The organism is Paractinoplanes ovalisporus (assembly GCF_016834655.1).
Taxonomy (GTDB): domain Bacteria; phylum Actinomycetota; class Actinomycetes; order Mycobacteriales; family Micromonosporaceae; genus Actinoplanes; species Actinoplanes ovalisporus.
The window spans coordinates 1-12,106 of the sequence record NZ_JAENHP010000002.1 but is presented as its reverse complement, the minus strand read 5'-3'; the positions used below and the strand labels follow the sequence as shown (position 1 = coordinate 12,106).

General features: G+C 70.9%; 8 protein-coding genes. 5 read left to right on the top strand and 3 right to left on the bottom strand.

Annotated elements, in window-relative coordinates; genetic code table 11:
• The first annotated feature begins 303 nt into the window (after nucleotides 1–303).
• A complete protein-coding gene (locus JIG36_RS06045) occupies nucleotides 304–2,844 on the top strand; it encodes an endonuclease/exonuclease/phosphatase family protein (protein ID WP_307872591.1) in 2,541 nt (846 codons plus the stop codon).
• A 63-nt stretch (nucleotides 2,845–2,907) separates the two neighbouring features.
• On the opposite strand, the gene aspS is transcribed toward JIG36_RS06045, so the two are convergent.
• The gene (gene aspS / locus JIG36_RS06040) at nucleotides 2,908–4,167 is read right to left on the bottom strand and encodes an aspartate--tRNA(Asn) ligase (protein WP_203375052.1); all 1,260 of its coding nucleotides are present in this window, start codon (nucleotides 4,165–4,167) and stop codon (nucleotides 2,908–2,910) included.
• A gap of 380 nt (nucleotides 4,168–4,547) precedes the next feature.
• On the opposite strand from aspS, the gene lipA reads away from it, so the two are divergent.
• Nucleotides 4,548–5,444, top strand: a complete 897-nt coding sequence (gene lipA, locus JIG36_RS06035; RefSeq protein ID WP_203375761.1) for a lipoyl synthase — start codon at nucleotides 4,548–4,550, stop codon at nucleotides 5,442–5,444.
• Between the two features lie 296 nt (nucleotides 5,445–5,740).
• On the top strand, nucleotides 5,741–6,715 hold the full coding sequence (locus JIG36_RS06030) for a hypothetical protein (protein WP_203375051.1): 975 nt from the start codon (nucleotides 5,741–5,743) through the stop codon (nucleotides 6,713–6,715).
• 281 nt (nucleotides 6,716–6,996) lie between these two features.
• Here JIG36_RS06030 and JIG36_RS06025 read toward each other — a convergent pair whose 3' ends face one another.
• Nucleotides 6,997–7,212: a hypothetical protein gene (locus JIG36_RS06025; RefSeq protein WP_203375050.1), complete on the bottom strand. Its 216-nt coding sequence runs from the start codon at nucleotides 7,210–7,212 to the stop codon at nucleotides 6,997–6,999.
• Nucleotides 7,213–7,713: 501 nt separating this feature from the next.
• Entirely contained in the window at nucleotides 7,714–8,403 is a 690-nt protein-coding gene (locus JIG36_RS06020) for a DUF4191 domain-containing protein (RefSeq protein ID WP_203375049.1), read from the bottom strand.
• A gap of 169 nt (nucleotides 8,404–8,572) precedes the next feature.
• Between JIG36_RS06020 and JIG36_RS06015 the strand changes: the two genes are divergently transcribed.
• Nucleotides 8,573–8,752: a hypothetical protein gene (locus JIG36_RS06015; protein ID WP_203375048.1), complete on the top strand. Its 180-nt coding sequence runs from the start codon at nucleotides 8,573–8,575 to the stop codon at nucleotides 8,750–8,752.
• 83 nt (nucleotides 8,753–8,835) lie between these two features.
• Complete coding sequence (locus JIG36_RS06010) at nucleotides 8,836–11,685, top strand: ATP-binding protein (RefSeq protein ID WP_236045991.1); 2,850 nt, start codon at nucleotides 8,836–8,838, stop codon at nucleotides 11,683–11,685.
• Nucleotides 11,686–12,106: the final 421 nt, after the last annotated feature.

The following is a 12,106-nucleotide window of genomic DNA, read 5'->3' as shown; positions in this document are numbered from 1 at the left end:
GTGGCGGGTGGGGGTTGGGGATGGCACTACAGCGGCCGAAGCGATCTTGGCGGACGGCTCATCCGTCTTCGGGACCCGGAAGGGGGTCCTACGGCCGGTGCACGATCCCGCGGATCGCCCACGGCCACGCGACCGTTCGGGTGGATTGAAGGAACGGTCGGCCCCGGTGACACAACCTCGGCTTCCGGGCGCCGTTGGGCATCGATATAGCTGTCCATGCTCAACCGGTCCAGGAGGTACGCGATGGGTTCAGCGCATCGGTGGAGATCGTTCCGGTTCACAGTCTGCGGTGTCGCGCTTCTTGTGACCGCGGGAGCGTTCGTCACGCTGACGGCGCCGGTGGCGTCGGCCGCCGACGGGCGGGCGGTGATGTTTGTGGTCGATACGTCGGGGTCCATGGCGGGCACGCGGCTGAACGAGGCCAAGTCCGCGTTGAACGCCGGCATCGACGCCCTTCCGGCGAGCGATGTGGCCGGCGTGCAGCGCTACGGCGGCGCCTGCGGTGACGGCGGGGAGCTGCTGGTTCCGCCCGGTGTGGGCAATCGGGAGTCCCTGCACACGGCCGTGGGCGCCCTGGAGGCCAGTGGTGGGACGCCGACACCGGACGCACTCCGGTCGGCGGCCGCGAACTTTCCGGCCGGCGCCAAGGAGAAGGTCCTCATTCTGGTTTCCGACGGGCAGAGCAGCTGTGGCGATCCGTGCCCGGTCGCGCGTGAACTGAAGGAGCAGCAGGGCATCGCCTTCACCGCCTTCACCGTCGGCTTCCAGACGGACGGCCAGGCCGAGACCGAACTGTCCTGCATCGCCACGGCAACCGGCGGATCGTATTTTCCGGCCTCCGACACCGAGGGCATCAAGAAGGCCATCGACGCCGCCCTCGGCGGGGGTGGTGAGCAGGCCCGCTTCACGGTGATGTCCTACAACGTGCGCGGCAACAACGATTCCCCGGATCGGCACGAGCCCGGCGGCCCGACCGACTACGCCGACGCCATCGCCGCCGAGAACGCCGACGTCGTCGGACTGCAGGAGATCAATCGGTACGAGGCCGGCCAGGTCGCGCGGAAGCTCGGCTGGGCCGATTCCTGCGCCCTGCCGTACTGCTTCTGGAAACAGGTGAGCTTCTGGACCGGTGAGGGCACGGCGATCTTGAGCCGTTATCCGTTGACCGGCAGCACCAGCTGGAAACTCCTCCCGGCCGGGACGGGCGATCACGACCGCTTCCTGATGCGCGCGACGCTGACTGTGCGCGGGCAGAAGATGTACTTCTACAACACGCATCTGACCAACAAGGCCGGCCAGATGGGCGCCCAGGCTCAGGCCGCGCTGGCCCGCATCGAGCAGGATCGGACGGCGGAACGCGGCACTTTCCGCCCGGTGCTGGTCGGCGACCTCAACTCGTTCGCGTGGGAACCGGCCGGCCAGGCATTCTCGTCGGTCCTGACCGACGCGTGGGCCGCCCTGCACCCGAAAGCGGCCGAGCAGGCTTCGTGCTTCTTCGCGATCGGGACGTTGACCAAACCCGGACCACCCGAATGCGGCCTCACCAACCCGGTGCGGAAGAACGCCAAAGCCAACGTGGGCCGGATCATTCCGACCGCGCGGATCGACTACGCCTTCGTCGGGAAGAACAGCGGATACGAGGTCGTGGCGGCGAACGTCCCGGACGAGGACGCCCAGATTCCGAAACGCGCCGGGAGCACGAAGAAGTACTGGGAGGTCTCCGACCACCTGCCCCTCTCGGTCACTCTGCAGACAGCTTCGACGAATCCCTCCGCGCGGGTCCATGTGGTGTCGGACGGGCACGTGCTCGAGTACGCGCTCGGCCCGGACCGCGCCTGGGCGTGGACCGACGTCACCCGCGTGACCTACGGCGCCGTTCCCGCCGCCGGGCAGGTCTCCAGCTACAAGCAGGGCACCACGGTGGGCGTCGTCTATCGGGCCGAGGACGGCCGGATCCACCAGCTGGTCAACGACGCACGCGGCGTGTGGCGGGACGAAAATCTGTCCACGGCCGCCGGTGTCCCGCCGACCGGACGGCTTCCATCGGGGCAGAAGGCGGTCGGTTCACCGCAGGTCTTCCTGGCGCCGGCGCCGCGGGTGGTCTACCGGACCGGGGACGACCGTCTCCACGAGCTGTCTTTTGACGGCACCCGATGGGCCCGGTCCGACCTGACCGCTTTGTCCAACGTGGCGGGTAACCGGAACGCTCAGGTCCGCAGCGACCCGTACGGCTACGCGTCGCCGGCACCCCGTGTCGTCTACCGGGGCACCGACAATCGCGTCCACGAAATGTTCCTCGGCACGTCCGGATGGGTGCACGCCGACCTGAACGCGCTCGCCGGCCGGGGCTCGGACGTGCGTGGCACGCCGAAGGGTTACCTGTCCTCGTCGGGGGCCCGGGTGATCTACCGCGGCGACGACAACCACATCCACGAGCTCTTCTCCCCGGCCGGGGCGGGCGGGTGGAAGTTCGCCGACCTGAACCGGCTCGCCGGCGCGACGGCATCGGTCTCCGACGACCCGTGGGGTATCGCGACGCCGTTGGCGACCGTCCAGTTCCGCGACTCCGGAGGCCAGGTCTGGCAGTTCGTGCAGCAGCCGACCGGCGCGTGGACCTCGCAACGACTGGCACCCCTGTCCGGGGACAGCCGTGCCGACGGACGCCCAGCCGGATACCTGACGACGTTCCTGACCGACACGCAACGTGTTGTCTACCGGGACCGGGACGATCACGTCCGGGAGCTCAGGTTGTCCGGCGGCGCGTGGGCGGCGGCCGACCTCACCCGGCTCACCGGCGGACCATCGGTCTCGGGAGACCCGATCCCGGTTGCGGTCGGACCGTAAGGCCTGGACGGTGGGGCCCCTCGACACCCGAGGGGCCCCACCGCCGTACGGAAGGAAACTGATCTATGGGGTTATGCGGTTGAGGTCGCGCGGGAAGGCGGTCACCTCGCGCACGTTCGCGGTCCCGGTCAGGCGGGCCACGAAGCGTTCCAGGCCGATCGCCCAGCCGCCGTGCGGGGGCATGCCGTAGCGGAAGCCGTCCAGATATCCCGCGTACGGCTCCAGGGGCTCGCCGGCTCGGGTCAGCGCCTCCACATAGTCGGTCCATCGGTGCAGGCGCTGGCCACCGGTCACGATCTCGAGGCCTCGGAAAAGCAGGTCGAAACCGTTCGAGTACGCCGGTCGGGCCGGGTCGGGGTGTGTGTAGAACGGCCGCTTCCGCATCGGATAACCGGTCACGTAGACGAATTCCGAACCGTGCTCGCGCAGCGCCCATTCGCCCAGCGCCCGCTCGTGCGCGGGGGCCAGGTCGGGCTCGTCGGCGGGTGCTCCGGCGATGCGCAACGCCTCGGTGAAGTGCACGGCGGGGATCTCCGACGGCACCGGCGGCACCTCCGCGAAGGGCGCCGCCGCGGCCATCATCCCGGAGAGCGTCCGCGTCAGCATCGCCATCACGTCGCGGTGGTCGGCGATGAAGCCCATCTCGGCGTCGAGCGACGTGTACTGCGCCAGGTGCCGCACGGTGTCGCTGGGTTCGGCCCGGAAGACCGGACCGACCTCGAAGACCCGCTCGAAGACGCCGACCATGAGCTGCTTGTAGAACTGCGGCGACTGGGCGAGATAGCCGGGACGGCCGAAGTAGTCCAGTTCGAACACGTTCGCACCGGACTCGGTGGCCGACGCCACGATCTTCGGCGTCTGGATCTCGACGAAGCGCTGCTCGGTGAGCGCGGCCCGGAAGCCGGCCGTCGCGGCTGCCGCGATCCGCAGGGCCGACCGGCGCGTGGGGTGCCGCAGGGCGAGCGCCGCGTGGTCGAGCTGCGTCGGCAGCGCGGCCCCGATCGCGGGGCGGTGCAGCTCGAACGGCAGCGGCGCGGCCACGCCGGAGAGGACGCGGATCTTGGGCTCGGTGAGCTCGACGCCGCCGGGCGCCTGCTCGTTCGGGGTGACCGTGGCGACCACCTCGACGACGGTCTCCTCGGTGAGCTCCTCGAGCTGGGTCCGGGCCGCCGGTTCGGTGACGACGACCTGACTGAGCCCCTCAGCGTCCCGGACGATCAGGAAGGCCACCGCCTTGAGCAGGCGGCGGCGGTGAATCCAGCCGGCGATCGTCACGGTCTCGCGGACATGGGCCGTGAGCTGGGAGGAGAGGATGCGTTGCACGGTGGGTGACCTCCTTGGATTCGGCAACGCGGCCCCAGGGAGGCGTGGGCGAGCGGGATCCTCGCGGTACCACCACACCTTCGCGCCCTCGCGGGCGCCTCTTGTCGTGCTCGGCTCGGGAGTGTCTTCGCACCCCGGCGCGCGGGCCACCTTCACAGCTCGCGGTGGCTCTCTCGGCCGGCGGATCGGGGTGCTACTCGGTTCCGTCAACGCCGTGCGGCGACGTTAACAAGGGGCAACGGCCGTGCGAAAGGCATTTAACACGTTTCATGTGGCGGCGGTCACAGGAGACGTCACGTGAGCCTCGTCGCCCCTGTCTAGGCAGGGACCTATTCAGGCGTAACCTCGACCCTGTGACTATTGCTCCCGAGGGCCGCCGCATGCTGCGCATCGAAGCGCGCAACGCCGAAACTCCGATCGAGCGGAAGCCTCCGTGGATCAAGGTCAAAGCGAAGATGGGGCCGGAATACACCCAGATGCGCGGGCTGGTGCAGAAGGAAGGCCTGCACACGGTCTGTCAGGAGGCCGGGTGTCCCAACATCTACGAGTGCTGGGAAGACCGCGAGGCCACGTTCCTCATCGGCGGCGACCAGTGCACGCGGCGCTGTGACTTCTGCCAGATCGACACGGGCAAGCCGGCCGAGTTCGACGCCGACGAGCCGCGTCGTGTGGGCGAGTCCGTCGCCACGATGGGCCTGAAATACGCGACCGTCACCGGCGTCGCCCGCGACGACCTGCCCGACGGCGGCGCCTGGCTCTACGCCGAGACCGTCCGTCAGATCCACAAGCTCCAGCCCGACTGCGGTGTCGAGCTGCTGATCCCCGACTTCAACGCCGAGCCCGACCAGCTGGCCGAGGTGTTCGGGGCCGCGCCCGAGGTGCTCGCGCACAACGTCGAGACCGTGCCGCGCATCTTCAAGCGGATCCGTCCCGGCTTCCGCTACGAACGCTCCCTCGACGTGATCACCCAGGCCCGCGCGGCCGACCTGGTCACCAAGAGCAACCTGATCCTGGGCATGGGCGAGGAGCGGGCCGAGATCTCCCAGGCGCTGCGCGACCTGCACAACGCGGGCTGCGAGCTGATCACCATCACGCAATACCTGCGCCCGACGCCGCGTCACCACCCGGTCGAGCGGTGGGTCAAGCCCGAAGAGTTCGTCGAGCTGCGCGAGGAGGCCGAGCAGATCGGCTTCGCCGGCGTGATGAGCGGGCCGCTGGTCCGGTCGTCGTACCGGGCGGGCCGCCTCTACAAGCAGGCCCTCGAGGCGCGTAAGTAACCCGTCTTCCGCCGATGCCCCGGTCTCGCCACGAGGCCGGGGCATCGTTGTATGCGCGGTGCTCCACTTCCCGCCCTCCGCGCTTTCCCCGCGCCGCAACCTCTGTCCTCCGCCCCCTCCCCCGCGCGCCGCTTCGCACTCCTGCCCTCCGCGCCCTGCTCTTCGCGCCTCTGCCAGCCGCGCCCGCCCTCCCCCACGCCGGGCTGCCCTCCGCGCTAAGCAAATCCGATATTTCGGCCGATTTTGATAATGAGGTCTCGTACGGTTTCCAGGAGGTCGCCAGGGTGCGCCGGACCATGCTTCTGCTCGCCGCCGTGGCGACCGCGTTCGTAGCACCGGTCACCGCTTCGGCCGCCGAGTCGTGCACGGCCGCCTCCTCCGCCACCTTCCGTCACACGTTCAACGGCAATTCCGGCAAGACGACCATTTCCTCCGTACGGCCTTTGTGCCCCGGCCAGACGCAGGCGTTCGCGATGATCGCCTACACGGCGGGCACGGGCAACGCCGGCCAGTTCGTGTACTCGACCGACCGCGCCTCGATCACCTCGTCCCGCCGCAGCGTCAGTTTGGACGTCGTCGTCCCGCCCTGTAACACCCAGGTCACCGCGATCCTCGGCAACGAGCTGCTGGACGAGGTCACGAGCACCGACAACCCGTACGGCGCAAGGACCTTGGGCACCTCGGGCAGCCGCTCCTCCGGCACACTGGCCCACTACCGCGGCGGCTCGGCCGAGTGTCAGCCCCAGCCCCGGGTCGCCTTCACGAACGCCTGCGACGGCTCCTTCCAGGCCACCCTGTCCAACGCCGCCAGCGCCAACGTCAGCGCCGGCTTCCTGGTGAGCGGCCGCCTGACCCGCCTGGCCCCCGGTCGTTCCACCACGGTCCCCGCCCCCATCGGCGGTTCGCTGACGATCAGAGACAGCAGTTTCACCACGTACGTCGGGACCTGGCGCCCACCCGCAAGCGGCTGCACCACCGGGAACACGCCGCCACCGGCCGCAACCGCCCCCACCGCGGCGCCTCCGGTCCCACCGTCGGTCGCGGTCCCGCCCGCCGCGTCGGCCCCGCAGAGCGGCACCACGACCGCAACCGCCGACGCTCCCGCCGCCGTCTACGTGACTCCCACGCCAACCCCCGAGACCACGGCCACGGCCCTGAAAAAGGCCATGAGCACAAGCAGCGTCATAGCGATCGCTTTCGGCCTGGTCCTGATCGGCGGCGGAAGCATCCTGCTGGTCCGCGTGATCAAGTCCCTACGCGACCCCGCCTAGCGCCGCCGACACCAGCCACCCGGCGGGGGCCCGGATCACCCGGCCGGCCGGGCGGGTTGATGCCCACGCGCCCGGCCACCTTCACATTGCCACGATGCCCGGCTGCGCGTGCTCGACCACGCCTGCGCAACTGCCCCACTTGGCGTGCCCCGCTGACCGCGGCTGCGCAACTGCCCCACTCGACACGCCCTGCTCGACCGCGCCCAAGCAGGCCCCACTCGGCACGCCCTGCTCGACCGCGCCCGTTCGCCTGTGGGCGAGCCGCCCGCCCAGGGCAGGCGCTACATGCCCGACGGCGTTCCGGCGTCGCTGCCGATGGCCGCGTCTGTGGCGTTGTAGTCCTGACCGCCGCCGCCCTTGCCGGCCATCTTGCCCACACGCATGCGCCGGCTCTGCCGCGAGGCCTGCATGCTGGCCCGCTGCGCCTGACGCAGACGCTCTTCCTTGGTCAGCTCCCGCTTCCGGAACAATCCCACCACCGAACGCAGCCAAGTCATGACCACAAGGTAACGATCACGGTCAACGCCTGGCGACGCCTTTCCGGCTTGCGGCACCGACCACCCGGTCGACAAACCAGACTTGTCCACAGTCCACAGTTATCCACAGCCCGCCCGCAGAGATCGGCCGAACGCGCCACAATGATGCCGTCGCCAGGGCCAGGGACACGGCCTTTGCGGCGACCTCGAATGCCCGTCGTCAAGCGCGGAGCGCCGCGGCCACCGCAGCGCTCCGCCGGCAACGTCGGACGTCGAGACGTGCCGTGCTCAGCACCGCGCACAGAGCCAACGAGCCGGCAAAGGCCACGCCGACTCCTGGAGTGCGCAAGAAGGCCGGCCAACAGACGTAAGGAGGGGCAGGCTCGCCGCTCGGCACGCGCACGAGAACACGTACGCGGGAGACTGACTGCTTGGCGGGCGTGTCAGGAGGCGTACGCGGGAAGTTGGCGCTTGGTTTGCGCGCGTGGGAGCGTACGGGAACGCTTTTGTCGTTGTTTGCTTTTAGCGCGGCCGCTGCTGGCGGAACGCTCCCTTGCTGGGGCGCATGTTCTTGGGGATGGCGCCCTTCGGCATCTGGGGGCGGGCCATCAGGGCGCCCAGGCGCTTGTCGAGGGAGTTCACGTCCTTGCCGGTCAGGTTTCGCGGCAGGCGCATCATCGTGGTGCGCAGCTTGCGGACCGGGAGCTGGCCCTCGTCGGAGCCGATGACGTAGTCGTAGAGCGGGGCGTTGCCGATGACCTTGGCCAAGCGCTTCTTCTCCTGGCCGAGCAGGCCGCGGACGCGCTGCGGGTTGCCTTCGGCCAGCAGGATCACGCCGGGGCGGCCGATCACCACGTGGACCATGTCGAACTGGGTGGTCGACGCGGCGGCGGGGCGGACGCGCCAGTCACCGCGCATGTTCTCCATCAGCGAGGCCGCGGCGCCGGGCTGGCCCTCGGCCGCGTTCATCATCGCGGCGTTGGAGCGCAGGTTGAGCACGATGACGGCGGCCAGCAGCGTGACCATGATGCCGATGGGCAGGTAGATCCAGCCGAACAGGATCACCAGGAGAACAGTCAGGGCGAGCGGGATCAGCACGGCCGCCAGAAGCAGCGGAACGAACCATTTGTCCTGCTTTGCCGTGAACGAGAACACCTGGCCGATCTGCTTCAGGCGCTCGCCGAACGACACCTTCTCCTGGGGTTTTGCCATAGCTCGAAAGTGTAGTGGGACGGGACCTCCTTACGCGGGGCGGGAGGTTCGCCCACCGCGTAAGGAGGGCCTGCGGCCCAAGATGAGGAAGCTGCCCCATGCCCGGCGGGGGCCTTCGGGCGAAGAGTCGAAGTCAGCAAGGAGGACCCACTCTTCGAAGGAGCCCGCGATGTTTCCCTACAACGACCCCTACACGATGCTCGACCTGCACCACCAGCGCGCCCGTGAGCTCGCCGGCCGGGCGGCCTCGGCGCGGCTGGTCCGGGAAGCGCGCGTACGCCGCTTCGGCCGGTGGCCACGCCGGTCGCGGGCGGAACAGCAGCCGGCCCGGGCCGCCGTGGCCGCATGACGGTCACGGGCTTCGGGGGGACCCGGCCGGCTGCTGATTTCGGGCCGGAAATTCTGTCGCACCCCCATGGCATGCTCGAACTCATGGCGGTGCATGCCCACAGCGAGGTCATCGTCGGCCGCGAGGCCGACCTGGCCGTGCTGCGCGACGCACTGAAGCGGGCGCGCCACGCCGAGCCGTCGACCGTGCTGGTCGGCGGTGAGGCGGGAGTGGGCAAGACGCGGCTGGTCGAGGAGTTCCGGCGAGGTCTCGCCCCCGAGCCCGCCCGCGTTCTGGCCGGTCAGTGCCTCGAGCTGGGTGAGGAGGGCCTGCCGTTCGCCCCGTTCGCCGGCGCGCTGCGTGAGCTGGTGCGCGCCGAGGGCCGCGAGGTTCTCGACGGCCACGAGCGTGAGCTGGCCCGCCTGCTGCCCGAGCTGGGCCCGCCGCCCGAGGGTGACGTCCGCCGGGGGCTGCTGTTCGAGGCGGTCGCCGCGCTGTTCGGCCGGCTCAGCGCCGAGCAGCCGCTCGTCCTCGTACTGGAAGATCTGCACTGGTCCGACCGCTCCACCCGCGACCTCATCGGCTTCCTGGTGCGCGCCGCCCGGCTGCCCCAGCTGCTGCTGGTGGCGACGTACCGCACCGACGAGCTCCACCGCGGGCATCCGCTCCGGCCTTTCCTGGGCGAGCTCGACCGCGTACGGGGTGTGTTGCGCCTCGAGCTCGACCGGCTCGACCGCGAGGGCACCGCCGAGATGCTGGCCCATCTGCTCGGGGCCGAACCCGACCCGCGCACGGTCGACACCATCAACGAGCGCGCCCAGGGCAATCCGTTCTTCATCGAGCAGTTCGCGGCGACCGCCGATCCGGCCTGCGGCGACATCCCGGCCACCCTGCGCGACCTGCTTCTCGCCCGGGTCGACCTGCTGCCCGAGCCGGCCCAGCGTGTGCTGCGGGTGGCGGCCGTCGGGGGCACCCGGTTCGGCCATGCGCTGCTGGCCCGCGTCGCCGGCATGGACGAGGCCGACCTCGAGTCCGCGCTGCGGGTCATCGTCGCGGCCCAGCTCGTCGTGGTCGTCGACGCCGAGGGAGGTTACGAGTTCCGCCACGCCCTGGTGCGCGAGGCCGTACACGACGACCTGCTCCCCGGCGAGCATGCCCGCCTCCACGCGCGTTACGCCCAGGCCGTCGAGGCCGAACCGCAACTGGTCGCGGCCGGGCGCGCGGCCGCCGAGATCGCCCACCACTGGCACGCCGCCCACGATCATCCACGCGCGCTGCTCACTGCCAAGATCGCGGCCGATGAGGCCAAGTGCCGCTTCGCGTACGGGGAACAGGCCCGTCTGCTCGATCGGGTCCTGCAGCTGTGGGAAGACGTCCCCGACGCCGCGGCCCGGCTCGGCATCGACCACCTCGACCTGCTCGAGGAATCGGCGCTGGCCGCGATCGACTCCGGGGAATACATGCGCGCGCTCAGCCTCACCCGGGCCGCCCTCGGCGATCTCGACTGCGAGGCCGAGCCGCTGCGCGCGGGCCGGCTTCTGGTGCGGCGGGCCAAACTGCTGCGCACCGCCGGCAAGTCCGACGCCACGCCCGAGTGCGACGAGGCGTTGCGCCTGCTCACCCACGCCCCGCGCGGCGCCACGCGGGTCCGGCTGCTGGCCGAGCTGGCCCACCTCATCTCGGCCGTCGACCCCGAGCAGGGCACCGAGGTGGCACGCCTCGCGATGGAAGACGCCCACCAGTCCGGCGACCTCGTCGCGATGGTGTCGGCCGAGGTGGCGTACGGGTCCTCGTGCTCCGGCCGCATACCGGCCGGCGATGCCCTGCCGGTCATGCGTGAGGCCGTCGACCGGGCCCGCGCCGCCGACGATTTCCCCAGCGTGACGCGAGGTCTGGTCAGCGTGTCCGATTCGCTGTTCGAGCTCGGGCGCTACGAGGATTCCGCGGCCGCCGCGGCCGAGGGGCTGCCCGACGCGGGCCGCATCGGCGTCGGCCGCACGACCGGGGTCTATCTGCTGGCCAACCACGCCGAGGCGCTGATCGCCCTGGGCCGGTGGGACGAGGCCGACGCCCGTCTGGCCGAGGCCGCCCGCCTCGACCCGCCCGAGACGATGGCGCTGCCCTGGTTGCGCCTGCGGGCCCGCATCCGCCTGGCCCGCGGCCGCGAGGGAGCCGAGTCCCTGGTGAGCCGTTCGGCCGCGTTTCTGCGCCGGCCCTATCTGAGCACCGAGGGCCGCCTGGCCACGCTCGACCTGTGCCTGGTCGCCGCCTTCGACGACCCCGACCCGGTCACCGCCGCCGACGCCGCACGCACGGCCCTGGCCGAACCCCGCCTGACCGTCCTGCCGCGCTATTCGTGGTCGATCCTGGCCCACGCCGCCCAGGCCGCGGTCCGGGCCGGCGACACCGAACTGGCCGGCGCGGTCGCCGGCGTTGCCGAGGGGTTGCCGCAGCGCTACCCGGCCGAGACGGCGTTCGCCGCCCAGATGAGGGCCGTGCTCGAGGGCGGGCCGGCCCGCTGGGCCGAGGCCGTGGCCGCCTGGCGCACCGACGGGCATCGCCACGAGCTGGCGTCGGCCCTGCTCAGCCTGGCCGAGGCCCAGGCCGCGGCCGGCGACCGGTCCGCGCCCGCAGATTCCATCGCCGAGGCGGTGGCGGTCGCCTCGGCGCTGGGCGCGAAGCCGCTCCTCGATGCGGCCGACACGCTCACCCGCCGCCTGGGCATCCGGCCGTCGACACCCGCGGCCGATCGCGACGAGCTGCTGACGGCCCGGGAACGCGAGGTGCTGCGGCTGGTCGCCGAGGGCCACTCCAACAGCCGGATCGCCGCCGACCTCTACATCTCCCCGAAGACGGCCAGCGTCCACGTTTCCCGCATCATCGCCAAGCTGGAGGTCTCCAACCGGGGCGAGGCCGCCGCGGTGGCACGACGGTTGGGCCTGCTCGACAACTGACGCCGGGGTCGGGCCGCGGCCTCGGCGCGGTGGCCGCTCCGTCTCACGGTGCAGCGGCAGCTGCGTCGGGCCCCGGTGCAGCGGCAGTCCCGTCTCCCGCAACACGGTGCGGTGGCAGCCGCAACTTCCGCAGCACGGTGATGTGGCAGCCCTGACGCGCCCCGGCGCGGGCGCCATCCCCGTCTCATGCAACACCGTGCGGTGGCAGCCGCGACTTCTGCAGCACGATGATGCACCCCGGTCGCGGCCTCGGTGCAGACACTCATCTCCCGCAACACGGTGCAGCGGCAGCCCCGACTTCTGCAGCACGATGATGCACCCCGGTCGCGGCCTCGGTGCAGACACTCATCTCCCGCAACACGGTGCAGCGGCAGCCCCGACTTCTGCAGCACGATGATGCACCCCGGTCGCGGCCTCGGTG

Bases quoted from the DNA above. Each gene is read 5' to 3' on its own strand.
- JIG36_RS06015 (WP_203375048.1), top strand. From the start codon at position 8,573: ATGTTTCCCTACAACGACCCCTACACGATGCTCGACCTGCACCACCAG.
- lipA (WP_203375761.1), top strand. From the start codon at position 4,548: ATGCTGCGCATCGAAGCGCGCAACGCCGAAACTCCGATCGAGCGGAAG.
- JIG36_RS06020 (WP_203375049.1), bottom strand. From the start codon at position 8,403: ATGGCAAAACCCCAGGAGAAGGTGTCGTTCGGCGAGCGCCTGAAGCAG.
- JIG36_RS06030 (WP_203375051.1), top strand. From the start codon at position 5,741: ATGCTTCTGCTCGCCGCCGTGGCGACCGCGTTCGTAGCACCGGTCACC.
- JIG36_RS06010 (WP_236045991.1), top strand. From the start codon at position 8,836: ATGGCGGTGCATGCCCACAGCGAGGTCATCGTCGGCCGCGAGGCCGAC.
- JIG36_RS06025 (WP_203375050.1), bottom strand. From the start codon at position 7,212: ATGACTTGGCTGCGTTCGGTGGTGGGATTGTTCCGGAAGCGGGAGCTG.